Raw genomic sequence first — 18,801 nt, 5'->3', positions numbered from 1 at the left:
TTATGACAGACTCAAGAAATGTAGCAGCGGTTGCTACGGGTAAAGAAGATGTAGTTTTACAGTGGGTAACATTTAAGTTAGATAATGAAACCTACGGCATTAATGTGATGCAAGTACAAGAGGTGTTACGTTACACTGAAATCGCCCCTGTACCAGGTGCGCCATTATATGTACTGGGTATTATTAATCTTCGTGGTAATGTGGTTACTGTTATTGATACACGCTCGCGCTTTGGCCTTGATTCGGCTGAGGTCGATGACTCGTCTCGTATCGTGATCATTGAAGCTGAAAAACAAGTTATTGGTATTTTAGTGGATAGCGTTGCTGAAGTCGTTTACTTACGCCGCTCTGAAATTGATAATGCACCGAATGTCGGCACTGAAGAAAGTGCTAAATTTATCCAAGGTGTGAGCAACCGTGACAATGAGTTACTTATTTTAGTCGACTTAGATAAATTATTATCGGATGATGAGTGGGCTGAAATCACTCAGTTATAGTGTTAACGCTATACCAATGAAAGCCAGCATTATTTTTGCTGGCTTTTGTGTTTTAATAACTAAAAAATTTACCAAGGAAAATAAATGTCACAAGAGTTGCTGATTCTTACCGCTATTATTGTTGTTGCAGGGGCAATTTTTTGGGCTGTGTTTAGTAAAAAAACAGCTAAGCTGCAAAGCAAAGTTGATGCACTTACCTTGTTAGTGAAAGAAAATGATCGACAGCGCGAGTCGGTTAAGCGCGAGCTGCAAGAGCTAAGAAGTGGCACCATAGGGGTAGGTAAAAGAGTATTAGAACTCGAGCAAAAGATTGCTAAACAATCAGATATGATTGAAGAGGCCAGTCAGCAAGATCCCCAGTCTAAGTTATATTCTCGCGCATTAAAAATGGTGGGGTTAGGCGCTGGGGTACAAGAATTAATGGAAGAATGTGAATTACCGAAAGCCGAAGCTGAACTTATCATTCGTTTACATAAAAAATAGCGTACATTGTCATTAGGCTTTATCTAGGATCCTTTGATGAAGGTTGTTCCATTGCTCAGGAAATTTACCATCTAGCATATAGACAAATGCAATGAGCTCTGCGATTAGCGTGTAGAGCTCTTTGGGAACTTCTTCACCTAGCTCTAGCAATTGTAAAAACTCACTTAAATGCTCATCCTGATGGATATAAACCCCCGTTGCTTCTGCTAAAGCAATGATTTCTTGCGCGACTAAATCCTTGCCTGTTGCAGTTACTTTTGGCGCTTCTTTTCCATCAAAGCTCAACGCAACCGCTTTCTTAATCTTACTCATACATATCCTATTCTTTACTTTGCTTTCAATTAAAATGTGTTTTGATTCAACACTGATTTCACTTGTACTGGTTTTACTCTCCCAGCTTTATTAAGCGTTGGTTTTCACCAAGTAATGGTCGCCAGGTAATAAGGTCGCGGCAACTGGGGCTACAGTGGTTTTTATCTCTCGCGCTTGTAAGCCTGCTTGGTTTATTTTTTCAGCTAAAGCTTCTTGAAATGAATCCACTTTTGACAAAATAGCAGGATTGTCACCAGTGAAGGCTAAGTCTAGGTACTCACCTTGTTTATGGGCATTAATTAGTAATGGGCCGTGGGCAAGGTTAAACTTAAGCTGAAGACGCCATCCTTGCTGTTTTTCATCTTCATCCTTAGCTGTGGACTGTTCAAATTTGCCTTCAAACTGCTCATTTCTTTGCCCAATAGAATAAGGTAAAGCAAAATACCAAGTCTGCGTTTGACTGTTTTCATTACTGGCTTGTTGGTAAAGGTTCACACTTGATGCAAATTTAGTGAGTGATTCTAAGCTGCCCGCTTTATCTAATGCTGCTAGCATCGGATGATTGGCGGTCATTGAACTAACAACTTTCTGTTGTAATTTAGTCATATAGTTTTGCAGCTTCGGGCTCATACTGGTATTAACACTTTTGAGTTTAAATCCGAGCAATAATTGAAATAGACTTGTTATTGCTCCGCCCATTAGTGCGCTATTTGGAATAGATGCTGTTTGGCTCAGGTTAAGGTTTGCAAGCTGTGTTAGTTCAGCCTTTAGAAGCTGAGGATTAACTAACTCAGTTATTGGTGATGGATCGAGCTTAGGCAGTATTTTTAATAGTTGTGATGCTAGGCTTTGTGATTGAGCAGTATCGGCTTGCTGAGAGGGCATTGCACCAGCTTTAGATAAATTTTGGTTTAGTACTTCAAATGGTGACTTACTATGACTAACTAGGCTATTACCAGCCACAGTGCTATTCGAGACTGTATTCGCCAAAGTCTTGCCAGTTAGTTTAGTTGCTGCGCTAATATGAGCGGCATCAAGCTTAGCTTGAGGGGTTAACTTATTCACCTGCGCAGTAATCGCAGCTATTTGATCCTGCGTCACCCTCAAGCTCCCAGCATTGCTTGATTGAGCCATTTGCAAATTAAGGTTGGTGAGTTGTTTAAATTGCTCTGGAGATAACGACGCCCCTTTAGATAAAAATTGCGAAACATTGCTGTTGAGAAGGTCAATGCTTCTGTTATTGAAAGGACTCGTTAATACATCTTTAATTTTTATAAACAACGCTTGTTCTTGATGGCTTTGYTTTGCAATCAACTCTGTAGCAGGATTCTGCACTGGGTACGTGGTTGTATTAGATTTTACCGGTCTGGCATGACTATTCTCTATAGCTGCAGGCATGTGCTCAAGCTTTTTTAAAAATTGCGATAAGACCTGGACCGGCTCATTTCGAGTGATAATTCGTTGGTCTAATTGGGAGGTCAAGCTGGGCGCAGCCTTAGTACTCGCATCGGTAATATGGTCGACTTTTAGTGTCATTGGTACCGACTCTATAAGTCTTACTGGGCTTAATATGAGCTGCAGTTTGCCTGCGATCTGAGATACATAGGCAACTTGGGTACCACTAGGTAGTGTGGGTAATGTTGAAACCGTGACATTGGTGCCATTATCGAATCTCATTACATTGGTATTGATGTTTACAATTGGTAGCGGATAACCCTGTGGTCGAGATGCTAACGTCAAAAGCTGCTTGGATGAAATTCCATTTGAATAGGCAATATTTAAAATTTCATCCGGTAAGTTAAGCCTAACAGGCTGACCCACAATAACAATTTGTTGTTGCCCTAGATTAACGGCTTGTGTTGGGCTTGGCTGTGTGCTGGTTGTCAACTGAGTGCCTTGCTCGGCGCTAATCATGACTTTAGCGCCAGCCTGCAACAGTTGGTTGACTTGCAGGCTCGGTTTAAATTGTATCTGTTTACCTTTTATATCAAGTGTAACTTGACTTGGATTCGCTGCTGGTGGTTGAGGTTTGTCCACTTGCGCACGACTTGTTGAAGAATTAGCTATTGGTTTATCAGCAATTATTTTAGCAGGAACCAGCACAGCACCTTGCTCTAATTGTGACGATGCTGGCCTTGACGAGGATGAGTCTAGACTGTGGGATTTAGCTGCATTTTTTAATGCGGCACCTACCTCACTTTTGTCTATATGTGCACTTGTTTTGATAGTTGTCATAACAGGGCAATAGCACCTTATAATATGTTCTATTACAATTTAATGGTTGATATCTTGTTGGCCACACGTATCCTTAAAAGTCATTGTGTAGCCTAATCGTAAGTCACTTGGTGGTATTTGTAACATTGCTAAACTTACAAATATTGACTTATTGTTTAAATAATTTTGTTATTTATCGTTGCCGATAAGCTCAACGAACAAGTTATAACCTCAGTGCTCTTTTATCGACTTACTAAGATTAAGCTTTAACACTATCAGCAAGAATATGATGATTTCCAACTTTCTTTGTAGTCTCTATTTGATCTCATCATATGTATATAACGTACTCATTAGTATCATAAATATTGTCAATTGCTGGTAGTTACTAATTCCCTAAAGAGAGATGTATGAAGTATAAATGGATGTTACTTTCTTTGATGTTGGGTAATTCGGTTTTTTTAGCGCACGCTGAAGAAGCTTCAACCAATGCACCTCAAGCAACCGTAAAACCAGCAGTTGAAGTTATTTATAACGACCCAAGAGATCCCATTGAAGGTTTTAACCGTGCAATGTGGGACTTTAATTACTTGGTGCTAGACAGGCATTTATTTCGCCCCATAGCCCACGGCTACAACGATTATTTACCCTTACCCGTTAAATCAGGTGTCAATAACTTTGTACGTAACTTTGAAGAGCCAAGTTCACTTGTGAATAATGCATTACAAGGAAAATGGGGCTGGGCGGCCAATGCTGGTGGCCGCTTCACAGTTAATACCACCTTAGGTTTATTCGGCATTATTGATGTTGCTGACATGATGGGGATGGTAAGAAAACAAGATCAATTTAACGAAGTTTTGGGCTATTACGGTGTACCAAATGGGCCTTATTTTATGGCGCCTTTTTTTGGGCCCTATGTGACAAGGGAACTCGCCTCAGATTGGGTTGATGGTCTATACTTTCCTTTATCAGAATTCTTGTTATGGCAGTCCATTTTGAAATGGGGTTTAAAAAACCTTGATTCTCGTGCTGCTGCTATTGATCAAGAACGCTTATTGGATAATGCGCTTGATCCATATACCTTTGTAAAAGAAGCCTATTTTCAGTATATGGATTATAAAGTTTATGACGGCAATGTGCCTTCAAAACAAGACGATGACGAGTTACTCGAAGAATACCTATTAGAGCTCGAGTAAACCTGCCGGACTAATTATTTCGCCGGTAGATAATCTGCCGGGGAAAAGTATGGCATTAACAGATGTCGCTGTGCTGTTAGTTGAAGATGATTCAGTTTTTAGGCAATTGTTGGCCGATTTTTTAGTCCAGCAAGGTGCTGTTGTATTCGAAGCCGCAGATGGTAACGAAGGAGTCAGTGAGTTTCAGGCTCATACTGTTGATATTGTGATTGCAGACTTGAGTATGCCTAAACTCGATGGGTTAGGGATGCTCAAGCAAATTATTAAAATTAATCCAGCAGTGCCTTCAATCGTCATTTCTGGAAACAATGTCATGGCCGATGTTGTTGAGGCTTTGCGATATGGCGCCAGTGATTATTTGGTTAAACCTTTGGCTGATTTTAGTATTATCGAACAAGCCATCTTGCAAGCTATTTCCCCACAAAACACGCAATTAGAACATCTCGATTTTAATGATAGCGACGCGGTGATTAATTCAGCGGCAAACATGAGTCAGGATTTATCCTACCAAGAGTTAACTGATAATTTCAGTTTGCTTGAACATAATTCAGAAGCGGCTAAAAGTGTTCAGCAGCAATTATTTCCTGCATCAAATGTGTGTTATCCATCAGCTAAAATTCATTATAGCCTCTGCAAAAATAGTGATGTCAGTGCCTACTTTATTGACTCAACGATGGTGGGTGACAATCACTTAATGATGTATATGGCTCATTTCCATCCCGAGGATAATCGTGCTGCATTTGGCTGCGTACTATTAAGAAGTTTCGTAAATCAAAAACTAAAGTTATTTAGAAATGGATTGAGCACCACACTCATTGAGCCGTTTAATATGTTGAGCTACCTAAATGACCGTATGGTTAACTCTGGCATTAATCTATTTGTAGATATTGTTTATGTCTGCATTGATTTAAGTAACTTTAGAGTGGCAATAGGGCAAGCTGGTAGCGGTTTACGCTGTTATTTACGTAATAATAATGGGCTTGCGCCATTGGCAATGTCTGAATCGTTACAGCTGGGAACTGTTGAATGGAATAAACCAAGTATGCAGTTTAGAACGTTAATGCCTGAAGAAAAAATTTGTATCGCCAGTAATATTAGTCAGCATCGTAATAAACTTTTGAATAATGAATTTGACGGATTATATTATGATGAAACTGTGCCTGCTGGTGGTTTTATTGAGTTAGCGGTTAACTAGTGGGTTACTAGTATAAGACAAGGTGGGTTTATTTAGGGCTGTTTCAAGTTTTTAAATAAGTGATAAGTCATTAGCCAACAAGCATTAAGAAAGTAAAATAAAAAACCTCGCAATTGCGAGGTTTTTAGCTTTTTAACACTTATCGATTAACTTGGTTTAATCGCTTCATGTTCAGCAGTAACAGCGATTTCTTCTGCTAATGCTTCTTCTTCGCTTTCATTGTGTCCTTCAGCGCCGTGCATCCAGTCAACGAGCTTGTCAGCCATGAAGTAAAGGATAATGCCTGATACAGCAGAAGTAATTGCGATACCAGCGAAAATAGCCATTGCATTAGCAAGTTGCTCTTCTTTTTCGCCACCATGACCAATGAATGAACCTACAATGCCGCCAACTTTGTTTGCAATAGCAACGAATAGGAACCAAGCACCCATCATTAGAGAAGCAATACGCAGTGGAGCAAGTTTAGTTACCATTGATAGACCGATTGGAGATAAACATAGTTCGCCCATAGTATGGAAGAAGTATGCACCTACAAGCCACCACATGCTTGATTTGGCATTGGCGTCACCGCCCATTTCTAATACCGCACCAATCATGAATAGGAAACCAATACCCAGTAATACTAAACCTAAAGCAAATTTTACAGGTGAGTTAGGCTCATTTTTACCAAGACGTACCCAAATAGAGGCTATCACTGGCGCAAAAATAACAATAAACATAGCGTTTAAAGACTGGAACCAAGTTGTTGGTACTTCCCAGCTACCAATCATACGGTCAGTAAAGTCATTAGTGAACAAGTTCATCAGACCACCAGCTTGCTCAAAGCCAGCCCAGAAGATAATGGTGAACAGACCCATAACCATAATCACTTTAATACGGTCACGCTCAACTTTAGTTAATGGCTCTTTACGTACATCACCTTTTTCTTTTTGCTTCTCTTTTTCAAGTTTTGCAGCAGGGTAGCGACCAATGTCACCTAATAATTTTTGCGCAAAAACAAATTGAATAATCAGTGAAAGTACCATACCGATACCTGCACACAAGAAGCCCATTTGGAAGTTACCATCGTAAGCTGCAACAACCGAACCAACAATAATACCTGAAAGGAATGCACCTACGTTGATACCCATATAGAAGATAGTAAATGCACCATCACGACGGTGATCACCTTCTTCATATAAGTCACCTACCATAGTAGAGATATTTGGCTTAAATAAGCCGTTACCAATGATAAGAGTAAATAGACCGATATAGAAAATAGTCGTTTCGGCACCTGGTGCCCAACTATGAGGAAATGCCAAAGTAAATTGACCAGCAGCCATTAATGCACCACCAATCATGATGGCTTTACGTTGACCTAAATAATTATCAGCTAACCAACCACCAATAAGCGGTGTTAAGTATACTAGACCTGTGAAAGTACCATAAAGAGAGATTGCATCTGCTTGTGTCCAACCAAGACCATGACCACCATCTGATTGAACCTTATCGACTAGATAGAGCACCAAAATGGCGCGCATTGCGTAGTAACTAAATCTTTCCCATAATTCTGTTGTAAACAGCAGGAAAAGCCCCTTGGGATGACCAAGCATGGTCCCCTGTGGTTTTGCATTGCTCATTAAGTCTTCCACCTTAAGCTTGTGATTGCCTGCGGGACAAGGGTCGCCACAGAAATTGTTGTCTGCAAATGGTGATTAATTTCAACGTATTGATTATTTAAGGGTCTACGCCCGTTAGTGTTTCAATTTAGTTGCTATAAAATTAATCACTTTGTTGTTTATTTATTATATTAAATGTCATCATTTTAAAGTTTTAATCATTAAAACCTCAAAAAGCTAACCTTATATACCCTTTAAAGGCCTTAAAAGTCAATGCTAATGCGACATCTGGCTCTGTAAATACTTGTATAAAATCACAACTTCGTTGGATTTTTAGATACCTTTGTTGAGATTTGTAGTGGGTTTGTATTCGTTTAACGCTGGTGCAAGTTCAAGCTTGTATTTCACTGTTTTGGTTAATGCAGTGTTGAAGCGAGAGGGGCTAAGGATAAGCAAGTTAAAAAATCCTACCTATACTAGAGTAAGTTTGGTTAATTGCTTTGCAATCTGTTAACAAAAAGATAAAATGTAACTCTTTGGATCTGTTTGTCTTAATTAGATATTCAATTGTTTGATTTACGTGTTAGTAACATGTGCTGTTTTCGCATGCCTAATCTTGGATTTATAAGCGTGGAGGCAAGATGTTTTACAAAGTATTTGTCTTAGCTTGCTTATTAAGTTTGAGTTTACCTTGTTCGGCGTGGGTTGATACCGATAAAGACGGCGTACCAGATAAAAAAGATGCATGTCCTGATACACCCGCTGATGCGGTTGTGTTAGCCAATGGCTGCCAGGACCTTACTTTGTTATCAAGTGAAACGAATGTCATCGATGAAAAAGCTGCAGATGTTGCTGATGTGCAAGGTTATTCAGTTTCAGCTATTGAATCTCCAATGCGGCTATTCTTTGAATTTGCTCACGCAGACTTATCGCAAACGCAGAGAGCTTCTTTACAGGCATTTATACCAGAGATTAGGCATTCCGCAAAGGTGTTGTTGGTAGGGCACACAGACAATATTGGATCAGAGCAGTTTAATAACGCCTTGTCTTTAGCACGGGCTAAAGCAGTGAAGTCATTACTAAGTAAAGAGTATGGCGTTAATACAGAGTTTATAGAAGTGTTAGGCAAGGGCAGCAGTCAGCCTATGACTGATAATTTATCTAAAGAATCACGTCAATTAAATAGACGAGTAGACATTTTATTAAATAGTAAAAGTACAAAATAATTTATATTAAGGGAGTTAAACAATGGAAAATATTGAAGGCTTAATGCAACAAGCGCCAGAATTTATAGTCACTTATGGACTGAAAGTGGTCATGGCAATTGTTATCTTTATTATCGGTAAGTACTTATCAAACGTGGCTAAGAACTTAACCACTAAGATGATGCTAAGCCGTAAAATTGATGAAACAGTTGCCTCTTTTGTCGGTAACTTAGTCTGGGGCGTTGTTTTTGTATTTACCATTATCGCCACTTTAGGCCAAATTGGCGTGCAAACAGCGTCATTGGTTGCTGTATTAGGTGCGGCTGGTTTAGCGGTAGGTTTAGCGCTTCAAGGTTCATTATCAAACTTTGCTTCTGGCGTGCTTATGGTTGTATTTCGTCCATGTCGCGTAGGCGATTACGTTGATGCGGCAGGTGTCTCTGGTACGATTGATGAAATCACTATCTTTTCAACACGTCTTTTAACGCCTGATAACAAGGTGATTGTTGCTCCTAACTCAGCAATGATGAATGGCACAATTACCAACTATTCTGCACAAGAAAAACGTCGTATCGATATGGTTATTGGTGTTGGCTACGGTGCTGATATTGCTCAAACCAAGAAAATATTAACTGAAGTGTTAGACAACAATGCCTATGTCTTAAAAGATCCTGCGTACACAATCGCACTGGCTGAGCTTGCTGATTCTTCAATTAACTTTGTTGTACGTCCTTGGGTAAAGACACCAGATTATTGGGGTGCTAAGTTCGAACTACTTGAACAAATTAAAAATGCACTTGATGCAGCGAATATTGAAATTCCATACCCACAAATGGATCTTCACTTAAAAGAGATGCCTGCCAAATAAGTCGGTAACTCTTTTAAAAAAACCAGCACTTGTTGCTGGTTTTTTTTGTGACAAATTTAATCAACATAGGCTGAATTGGTTCAAATGGTGTGACATTAAATAATGAAGGCATGATTAATTAAGGTAGAATGAATGCCTTTAATTTAGCTGCTTATTACAAGCTTGATGTTGATGAGAACAAACATGATAGATTTTCGTAGTGATACAGTCACAAAACCTACCGATGCGATGCGAGCGGCAATGGCGAATGCTGAGGTCGGCGATGATGTTTATGGCGATGACCCGACGGTGAATCGTTTGCAAGACATGGCCGCTGAGCGATTCGGCTTTGACAGTGCCTTGTTTGTTAGTTCTGGCACTCAAGCCAATTTACTGGCCTTGATAAGCCATTGTGACCGAGGCGATGAATACCTTTGTGGTCAGCAGGCTCATAATTACAAATTTGAGGGTGGTGGGGCTGCCGTACTGGGGAGTATTCAACCGCAACCGCTAAATAATCAAGCTGATGGCAGTATCTTATTAACGGATATTGAAGCAGCAATTAAACCCGATGATGTGCACTTTGCCAGAACTCGCTTGCTGAGCATTGAAAACACGATTGGGGGAAAAGTCCTACCGCAACAATATTTGGCTGATGCCCAAGCGTTAGCGTTTAATCATAATTTAAAAATTCACCTTGATGGTGCTAGAGTTGCCAATGCTGCAGTGGCTCAAAATGTAGCGATAAGTGATATTACCCAATATTTTGATTCTGTTTCTATTTGTTTATCAAAGGGGTTATCGGCGCCAATTGGATCAATTTTGTTAGGCGATGAGCGATTAATTAATAAAGCAATTCGATGGCGTAAAATGTTAGGTGGTGGTATGCGTCAGGCTGGGATAATCGCAGCCGCCGCAGAACTTGCGATTACCGATCAGGTTGATAGATTAGCAGAAGATCACGATAATGCAGCTTTACTCGCGCAACATTTACTTGAGATGCCTGAGCTTAACGTAGATATTTCACAAGTGCAGACTAATATGGTTTTTGCGACGTTAGATAAACGCTTTGATGTAAAGCATTTAACCTTGTTACTCGCACAACAAGGGATATTAATCAGTTCTAGTTATTCTCTTCGCTTTGTGACCCATAAAGATATTAGCCGACAAGACATACTGACGTTTGTTAAAGCACTTAAAGCATGTTTGCCTCAGGCTCTCACTAAGTAGTTTATCTAAAATATTGCCAATCAAAGACAAAGCGTAGCGAGCGACTATCGTTGCGCTTTTATCGTGCAATCTTACTCATGTTATGCTCATTTGTAGCGCAAGCCATCTCTTTTGGGTTAAGTTTATCTTGTTCTATTCCTTATATTTCAAGTGTTTACCTTAGTGGTATTAATGTTGCTACCTCTTTAGGGGTATTCTCTATAAAAGGATCAATATCATGGAATATTTAGGCCGTCATATTGTCAAATTAGTTGATTTAAATTCAGATAAGAAATTATGCAGTGGCCAGTTGATGAAGTGGCTAAATGAAGAAACGTCTCTTTATGCTCGATGTGAAATGCACAGTAAATTATTGATGCCCAAGCTAGTGTCGGAAATTAATTTTATGTGCTCAGCAAGCTTGGGTGATGTAGTTGAGTTTGGAATGGAAATTATTAGCTTAGGTCAAAGCTCTATAACACTTCGCTGTAAAGCACGAAATCAATCAACAAACGCGCCTATTGCGGTGGTTGATAAAGTTGTTTTTGTGAATATCAATGAACGTGGTTTGCCTGTGCCACATGGGATCAGAGCGAATGCTGCGTAAGGCTTAAAACAAAAAAGCCCATTTCAATATTGAAATGGGCTTTTGCTAAAACGCACTAAAAGCCTAAAAGGGCTTACCTGCCTTTAATGTAGTTTCAAATGTGGATGAATGATGCGACCAATGCCTTTAGCCAACATCATTAATGTCCCTTTAACTACACCGTGTAATTCAATCAAGTGACGACGATATAAAGAAGTGTAAACGAAACGGGCAATTTTACCTTCCACTAATACACCACCGCCCATGAATGACATTAAATTACCGACAGTATGAAACTTAGATAAATTTACCAAAGAGCCTAAATCTTTATACACATATTCATTCTTAGGTGCTTTGCCATCAAGCATTAATATAATGTTATCGGCTGTCATTAACGCCATTTGTCTTGCTGATTGACCTCTAGGCGGTACCCAGCTGCCATCTTCTTGTGGGCACGCTGCACAGTCTCCAATTGAGAAAATATGGTCATCTAGCGTCGTTTGCATGTTCTGCTTTACCATCACCTGATTGATATGGTTGCTTTCAAGGCCACCAATATTGTTCAGGAAGTCAGGCGCTTTTACACCAGTAGACCAAATAACCATGTCTGAAGGAATTAAGTTGCCTTCAGTTGTTGATAACCCCTCAGGGGTTACTTGTGTGATACGCGTATTTGTCATCACGTTTACGCCAAGCTGTTTCAGCTCACGGGTAACTGAATTTGAAATTTCTACCTTATCGACCTTTGGTAAAATACGTTCATCAGCTTCAATTAAGGTCACTTCAAGCAAGCTAGTATCAATTTTATAGCCAAAGCCACTTAGTTGTTCAACTGCATGGTGCATTTCCGCCGACATTTCCACACCTGTAGCACCAGCGCCAACGACAGCAATTTTGATTTTTTCATCAAGTTGATGGTGGCTTGCGTAGCGCATGAATTTATTCAGTAATATTTTACGAATAGACATGGCTTGTTCAGTGTTATCTAGGAATAAACTGTGTTCTTTAACGCCTGGTATATTGAAGTCGTTTGCAACACTACCAATTGCGATTACGGCATAATCATATGGAATATGGCGCGCTGGTAACAGCTCTTGACCTTCTTCGTCATTAATTGGCGCCAAAACAATCTGTTTTTCGTCTCGATTAATATCAATCATCGCACCTTGCTGGAAATGATAACCATGGGCTGATGCGTGGCCTCGATAGCTGATTGCATCTAGGCCAATATCTAATGCGCCTGTTGCCACTTCGTGCAATAACGGCTTCCACACATGGCTTTCGGCGCAATCAATTAATGTGACTTTTGCTTTGCCTTTTCTGCCAACTTTATGACCAAGTTTTGTGGCGATTTCCATACCACCTGCGCCGCCACCAATAATGACGATATTTGGAACTGCTTGCATCTGATGATGCTCCTATAAAGGTAAGTTTAAAAATTCAGTTAATTTCTATTTGGAGCGTTATATGAACGTCAATTAGCTCACTTGTTAATTTGGTTAATGGCAGAAATCGAAAAGCTTGGCCATATTGAACCTTATCAACTCGTCTTATCTTTATAATGTAAGGATAAGTTTGATAAAGCTGGGCTAATTGTAAACGCGTTTTAAATCACTTGTTTTCAGTGAGACTAAGTTCAATTGACTGAGCCTGTAAGTTCACTGTGTTCTGATATTAAAATAGAAATTTGAGCAGTGTTTATATAGTAATACAGGGGAGTTCGTCAGATTTTGATCGATAAACTGTGATCGCATATCAATGCTATTACCAAAAACGAAGAGTCGATCACAAAATGTGCGCAGAGTTGGAAAGTTAATTACAGTTAAAACAACACCGACAATCGCAATGTATTGTCGGGTTGATATGACTGTTTTCCATTTAGAACGATATACGAGTCAGTGGAGATTTTGGAAAACAATTGTGCTTTATTAAGTTGTCATGACTGATTTACTGAGCTTTAGCCAGTCGGCCGTTATAATCTTCAACAAGGTGAGCTACAATTTTTTCGGGATCTGCATCTTGGCAGCATTGGTCTAAGAATATTTTAAACGTCACCAGTGAGTGGGCGTTATTTAACATGCGGTTACTTTGCATTGCATAGTAGGTATCGTCAGTGTCAGATTTTCTAACCACAAACTCACCATTTTCGAATGCTTTTGAGCCTGGCTCACAGTGCCACTTAGTAATTCTATTTAGTGCGATTTCACTAGATTGGTTAATTTCGACATGATTTAACCAGCTTGCTGGTTTTTCATTTTCTTTGTAATGAGGACATCTTACTGTGTAGTTATACACATGAGTGATTGCTGTCATAGCTTACCTACTTTTTTAAGAATGTAATTCATCATAGACTGCTAATTTAACTTTGGTCAATGGTTATTTATAGAAGTTAGAGCCAGTTAACAGTTCTTAAATGATGGTAATTAAAAGTATATATTAAACAGTTGTTTATGTGTTTTTGTCTGTGGTTGGTACTTTATTTTTTGACGCTTAATATTGATAGTTTGCCTATAAGCACAAGCGTGAATTACTGCCAAGCAGGTATACCAAACTTGCCAGTTGTTTTAGCTCGATACTTGAATGAAAATCGTACTGCTGCAACCAAGTTAGCTTGCCGCAGTACAATTTCTGTCTTTCTTAACACATCATGCTAGACAATGAGTCAGCTTATTCTGATTAGGTACTTATTAACTTATAGAGCGTTGGTAAAAATTTCGCAAATTTCTGCGTGTGTTGCTTGTTGCGGGTTAGTCAATCCGCATGCATCTTTTAACGCATTGTCAGCTAAGACTGGAATGTCTTCAGGGTTCACACCTAACTCGGTTAAGTTAGCAGGTATATTCACTGCAACAGATAACGCTTTAATTGCTTCAATTGCAGAGTCAGCACCTTGTTCATCGGATAGTTGAGCAACATCTACCCCCATTGCTTTAGCGATGTCTTTTAACTTACCTGGAACCACTTTTGCGTTGTATGCCTGAACATGCGGCAGTAACAATGCATTACAAACCCCATGAGGTAGGTCGTAAAAACCACCAAGTTGATGCGCCATTGCATGGACATACCCAAGGCTTGCATTATTAAATGCCATACCCGCTAAGAATTGCGCGTATGCCATTTGTTCACGAGCGTCAATATTATCGCCTTGCTCTACCGCATTGACTAAATTGGCTTTAATTAACTCGATTGCTTTAATCGCGCAAGCATCGGTAATGGGAGTGGCAGCGATTGAAACGTATGCTTCAATTGCGTGCGTTAGTGCATCCATACCAGTAGCGGCAGTCAATGCTGCCGGCTTTTCAATCATAAGCTCAGGATCATTTACTGATAAAATTGGTGTCGTGTTTTTGTCGACGATAGCCATTTTAATGTGACGAGTTTCGTCAGTAATGATACAAAAGCGCGTCATTTCACTGGCCGTACCGGCAGTTGTATTGATAGCAACTAAAGGTAATTGTGGACGAGTTGATACATCCAGACCTTCATAGTCACTAATACTGCCGCCATTGGTTGCGACTAATGCAATACCTTTGGCGCAGTCGTGCGGTGAACCGCCACCTAATGAAATAACAAAATCACATTCATGTGCATTTAGCATGGCTAAACCGGCTTCAACATTGCTCACTGTTGGGTTAGGTTGTACGCCATCAAAGATGAATACTGTAATGCCATTATCGATGAGTTTAGCAGCGACCTTATCTACTAAACCAATGTTAACTAATGGCGTATCAGTGACTATCAGAGCACGTTTGAAGCCTAATGTTTTAATGTCATTAATTGCTTCATCAACACCACCTTGACCGAGAACATTTACACTTGGAATGAAAAATTTAGTCGCCATAATAAACCTCTTCAACGCTTGAAATTAATAAAGTTAAAATTCTTTTCTGTCGTTAAAGTAACAACCAAATGCACTGTGGTTTGTGATGAAAATCATATATTGATACTAAATTTTTGTCATTTTGTAGTTTTAATACGAAATGGGGATTTGGCGCTTATTTTAGTTTTTTGCGAGATATTGAGCACATTATCCACTAAAAAAAATGCTGATAACTAAAAGTGTTATCAGCATTTAAATAAGAGAAACCGTTAGCGATAAAACTAGAATATACCCGCTATCATTCAGGTCGTTAAACTTGAGGACAAGCGGTTTCAGTTACTGTGTTGATGACGATATCTGTCGTCGGCACATCACTACTATTAGTATCAGTGATATTGATTTGATCAACGACTTCCATTCCTTGTACAACTTGACCGAAAACAGCATAACCAGGACTTGTACTTGAACTGTAATCCAGCTGTGTATTATCTAGCGCGTTAATATAAAACTGCGATGTTGCTGAATTTGCCACATTGGTTCTTGCCATTGCAATGGTGCCGCGAGCATTCGATAAGCCGACGTTACTTTCTAACTCAATGGGATCATTAGTTGGTTTTGCGACTAATCCTGATGTGAAGCCACCACCTTGCGAAACAAAGTTATGAATTACACGGTGAAAAATTGTGCCATTGTAGAACTCTTCTTCAACATAGGTTTTAAAATTTTCACCAGTGATCGGTGTGTTTGTTGTATCGATAGCAAGTGTAATGTCACCTAGCGATGTCGACATGATGTAACAAATATCAGCTTGAAGCTCTTTTTCTTCTACAGGTGGATTGGGATCGACAGGTTCTACTGGATCGGTTGTGCTTGAATCTGAGCTTCCACCACATGCAGATAAGGTCAATGCAAATAACAACGGGTACATCAATTTCATTGTGGGCCTTTTTGTGTTTTGTTTTTGTTGCGGTTATGTTGCTTAATTGGTCTAGGTAAATCAACAAAAAAAACCACAAGATACAAACTGTTACTTTGCACTTAAAAACAGTATTTATTGAATTTTGTGGTTTTAATAGTGAAAGGGACTGATCCAGGCTTGAATACATCGCTTAAATGTCATTGAGCCGCTACAATAGCGCCATTATTACTTGTGTAGATTAGAGAAAAATATGACTTTTGATTCTGTTGGCTTTTCACAGCCTATTTTAGATGCGGTTAAGGCGTGCGGCTACGACAAAATGACGCCAGTACAGCAGGTTGTGATGCCACTTGTGATTGAAGGTAAAGATGTTTTAGCAAGTGCTCAAACAGGTACAGGTAAGACTGCTGCGTTTTCGTTGCCATTATTATCATTGTTGTCGCAACAAATTGAGCAACAAGAGACTAAAACTGCTTGGCAAAGACTCCGTGTGTTAATTATGACGCCAACACGAGAGTTAGCAATCCAAATTGAGCGTAACATTGTTGATTACGCTCAATTTTTACCGTTTGAGAGCGTCGCAGTATATGGCGGGGCAAGCATTAACCCCCAACGTAAAGCGCTAAATAAAGGGGTAGACATTCTCGTTGCTACGCCTGGTAGATTATTTGACATTATTGGCCAGTACGATCTGGATTTATCTTTTGTCACTCATTTAGTGATTGATGAAGCTGACAGGATGCTTGATCTTGGTTTTGTCAAAGACATAGAGAAGGTAAAACGTTTAGTCAATCGTCAACATCAAACCATGATGTTTTCAGCAACCTATTCAGAAGATGTCAAAAGCTTAGCGGCAAAAATGCTTAAGTCGCCTGAGTTTGTGCATGTGTCAAATCAAGCCACTGCCGATACGGTTTCTCAATCGGTATTTCAAGTGGACAAACGACGTAAAGCAGAGTTGTTATCAGAACTGATTGGCCGTAATAATTGGCAACAAGTTATGGTGTTTACCAGTATGAAAGAAACTGCAGAACACCTTCTTAAAGAGTTGAAATTAGACGGTATTAAAGCTGCAGTGTTTCATGGCGATAAAACTCAGGGAGCACGAAATAGAGCGTTAGAAGAATTTAAAAGCGGTAAACTGCGTGTCATGATTGCTACCGATCTTGCTGCTCGAGGCCTAGATATTGAGGCTTTACCTTTGGTGATTAACTTTGAGTTACCGCCAGAGCCTGAAGATTATGTTCACCGTATTGGTCGAACAGGGCGAGCAGGACTTGCTGGACAGGCAATTTCGTTAGTAGCTCAAAATGAAATGGAATTATTAAGTGATATTGAGTCGCTAATTCAATGCCAAATAGAAGTCCATGTTCAGCCTGGCTATGAAGCTGGCGCACCTTTACCAGCCAGATACCGTGAGGCTGAAGTCGTTAAACCTAAGAAGTCTTTTAAGCATAAAAGACCAAATGGTCATCGTGGCAATGATAAAGCCAAACCAAGTCGACAAGGTAAATATGCTAAAAAAGCTAAGTGATCATTATGGCTTTATTAAGTACTAATTGAACAAGGAAATGTTGGGTGATTCTCAAGACTATCAAAACAAATGTAATTACGGGTTTTTTAGGCGCAGGTAAAACTAGCCTTATTTTGTCTTTACTCAAGTTAAAACCTGAAAATGAAACATGGGCCATATTAGTTAATGAGTTTGGTGAAATTGGTATTGATGCCAGTCTAATGGCTGGCACTCACTCATCCGAGCAAGTGGTGATTAAAGAAGTTGCTGGTGGTTGTTTGTGCTGTGCTGCTGGCATCCCGACTCAAGTTGCTATTAACCAACTGATTCAAAAAGCCAAACCTGACAGACTTTTTATCGAGCCTACAGGTTTAGGGCATCCAGCTGAGATTTTAAAAGTATTAACCAACGAATATAACCGCCAAGTACTATCGGTCAATCAAACGGTATGTGTTGTAGATGCACGCAAAGTGCTTAATGAAATGTATCGTGAAAATGAGAATTTCAATCAACAAATTTCTATCGCCGACATTGTGTTTGCAAGTAAAGCGGACTTATATCAAGCACAAGAATATAAAAGCTTATCTTTACTCATCGAGCAGGTTAACAAAGAGGCTAACTTAGTTAGCTCTATTGATGAAAATGCGATAAGCCAGTTATTGAACGATATTGATAAACCACGCTCATTAGCTAAAAAGACGGCAACGCCGATAAGTCAGTCAGTTGGTCTTGGTAAAGGGGCATCATTAACTAATCGCTCTGCTTCAATATTTCAGCCTGTGTCATCCACTGAGCCCTTGCTGCAAGCCATAGATTTTAATCAAAGTGGTTACTGGGTAAAATCGAATCAAGGTGAAGGGGCATATAGCATTGGTTGGATATTTGAGCCTAGTTTATGCTTTGATTTTGATAAGCTTATTGTCTTTATCAATCAACTCATCGAACAAAATGTTGTTCGTATAAAGGCGGTTATGATCACTGAAGAAGGGATTGCAGGCTTTAATATGTCTGATAGCAAACTATCCGTTATGGAGTTAGATGAAACGATGGACTCTCGGATTGAGGTTATTTCTCTGGCGCCATTAGATGAAACGGTTATCACCGAACAGTTACAGGCTTGCTTAATTGCTGAGTGAAGTGATATAGATTAGCTTAATAAAAGAATTGATGCGCAATAATGCGCATCAATTTAAATTTCTCTTAAACACTT

General features: G+C 39.5%; 17 protein-coding genes. 10 read left to right on the top strand and 7 right to left on the bottom strand.

The window, feature by feature from the left end; translation table 11 throughout:
* The first annotated feature begins 2 nt into the window (after positions 1–2).
* Entirely contained in the window at positions 3–497 is a 495-nt protein-coding gene (locus A9267_RS05390; protein WP_055025005.1) for a chemotaxis protein CheW, read from the top strand.
* 84 nt (positions 498–581) lie between these two features.
* Entirely contained in the window at positions 582–980 is a 399-nt protein-coding gene (locus A9267_RS05385; protein ID WP_055025004.1) for a DUF2802 domain-containing protein, read from the top strand.
* Positions 981–992: 12 nt separating this feature from the next.
* On the opposite strand, the gene A9267_RS05380 is transcribed toward A9267_RS05385, so the two are convergent.
* Positions 993–1,292, bottom strand: a complete 300-nt coding sequence (locus A9267_RS05380) for an EscU/YscU/HrcU family type III secretion system export apparatus switch protein (RefSeq protein WP_055025003.1) — start codon at positions 1,290–1,292, stop codon at positions 993–995.
* A 90-nt stretch (positions 1,293–1,382) separates the two neighbouring features.
* The gene (locus tag A9267_RS05375) at positions 1,383–3,527 is read right to left on the bottom strand and encodes a hypothetical protein (protein ID WP_065108523.1); all 2,145 of its coding nucleotides are present in this window, start codon (positions 3,525–3,527) and stop codon (positions 1,383–1,385) included.
* Between the two features lie 386 nt (positions 3,528–3,913).
* Here A9267_RS05375 and A9267_RS05370 point away from each other — a divergent pair, with 386 nt between their 5' ends.
* Positions 3,914–4,699, top strand: a complete 786-nt coding sequence (locus tag A9267_RS05370; protein WP_055025001.1) for an MlaA family lipoprotein — start codon at positions 3,914–3,916, stop codon at positions 4,697–4,699.
* A 49-nt stretch (positions 4,700–4,748) separates the two neighbouring features.
* A complete protein-coding gene (locus tag A9267_RS05365) occupies positions 4,749–5,894 on the top strand; it encodes a response regulator (protein ID WP_055025000.1) in 1,146 nt (381 codons plus the stop codon).
* A 146-nt stretch (positions 5,895–6,040) separates the two neighbouring features.
* Here A9267_RS05365 and A9267_RS05360 read toward each other — a convergent pair whose 3' ends face one another.
* Entirely contained in the window at positions 6,041–7,513 is a 1,473-nt protein-coding gene (locus A9267_RS05360) for a peptide MFS transporter (RefSeq protein WP_055024999.1), read from the bottom strand.
* 620 nt (positions 7,514–8,133) lie between these two features.
* Between A9267_RS05360 and A9267_RS05355 the strand changes: the two genes are divergently transcribed.
* From A9267_RS05355 to A9267_RS05340, 4 genes are all read left to right on the top strand, one after another.
* Positions 8,134–8,718: an OmpA family protein gene (locus A9267_RS05355; RefSeq protein WP_065108522.1), complete on the top strand. Its 585-nt coding sequence runs from the start codon at positions 8,134–8,136 to the stop codon at positions 8,716–8,718.
* Between the two features lie 22 nt (positions 8,719–8,740).
* Complete coding sequence (locus A9267_RS05350) at positions 8,741–9,565, top strand: mechanosensitive ion channel family protein (RefSeq protein ID WP_055024997.1); 825 nt, start codon at positions 8,741–8,743, stop codon at positions 9,563–9,565.
* Positions 9,566–9,736: 171 nt separating this feature from the next.
* Complete coding sequence (ltaE, locus tag A9267_RS05345; protein WP_327272452.1) at positions 9,737–10,774, top strand: low-specificity L-threonine aldolase; 1,038 nt, start codon at positions 9,737–9,739, stop codon at positions 10,772–10,774.
* A gap of 217 nt (positions 10,775–10,991) precedes the next feature.
* The gene (locus A9267_RS05340) at positions 10,992–11,360 is read left to right on the top strand and encodes a hotdog domain-containing protein (protein WP_055024995.1); all 369 of its coding nucleotides are present in this window, start codon (positions 10,992–10,994) and stop codon (positions 11,358–11,360) included.
* Positions 11,361–11,443: 83 nt separating this feature from the next.
* Here A9267_RS05340 and A9267_RS05335 read toward each other — a convergent pair whose 3' ends face one another.
* The 4 genes from A9267_RS05335 to A9267_RS05320 all read right to left on the bottom strand — a co-directional run bounded on the left by A9267_RS05335 (position 11,444) and on the right by A9267_RS05320 (position 16,096).
* A complete protein-coding gene (locus A9267_RS05335) occupies positions 11,444–12,745 on the bottom strand; it encodes an NAD(P)/FAD-dependent oxidoreductase (protein ID WP_065108521.1) in 1,302 nt (433 codons plus the stop codon).
* 541 nt (positions 12,746–13,286) lie between these two features.
* Positions 13,287–13,652 (bottom strand): hypothetical protein, encoded by a 366-nt coding sequence (locus tag A9267_RS05330; protein WP_055024993.1) that lies wholly within the window; start codon positions 13,650–13,652, stop codon positions 13,287–13,289.
* Between the two features lie 379 nt (positions 13,653–14,031).
* Positions 14,032–15,180: an L-threonine dehydrogenase gene (gene yiaY, locus A9267_RS05325; RefSeq protein ID WP_065108520.1), complete on the bottom strand. Its 1,149-nt coding sequence runs from the start codon at positions 15,178–15,180 to the stop codon at positions 14,032–14,034.
* Positions 15,181–15,469: 289 nt separating this feature from the next.
* Entirely contained in the window at positions 15,470–16,096 is a 627-nt protein-coding gene (locus tag A9267_RS05320; protein WP_065108519.1) for a peptidylprolyl isomerase, read from the bottom strand.
* A gap of 232 nt (positions 16,097–16,328) precedes the next feature.
* On the opposite strand from A9267_RS05320, the gene A9267_RS05315 reads away from it, so the two are divergent.
* Both A9267_RS05315 and A9267_RS05310 read left to right on the top strand, forming a co-directional pair.
* Positions 16,329–17,612: a DEAD/DEAH box helicase gene (locus A9267_RS05315; RefSeq protein WP_065108518.1), complete on the top strand. Its 1,284-nt coding sequence runs from the start codon at positions 16,329–16,331 to the stop codon at positions 17,610–17,612.
* 44 nt (positions 17,613–17,656) lie between these two features.
* Positions 17,657–18,727, top strand: coding sequence for a CobW family GTP-binding protein (locus tag A9267_RS05310; protein WP_065108517.1), 1,071 nt, complete (start codon positions 17,657–17,659; stop codon positions 18,725–18,727).
* The last annotated feature ends 74 nt before the right edge of the window (positions 18,728–18,801 follow it).

The sequence above is a fragment of the Shewanella sp. UCD-FRSSP16_17 genome, from assembly GCF_001675935.1.
Lineage (GTDB): Bacteria > Pseudomonadota > Gammaproteobacteria > Enterobacterales > Shewanellaceae > Shewanella > Shewanella japonica.
Note: the sequence above shows the minus strand (reverse complement) of the source record. Positions and strands in the feature narration are given on the sequence as shown.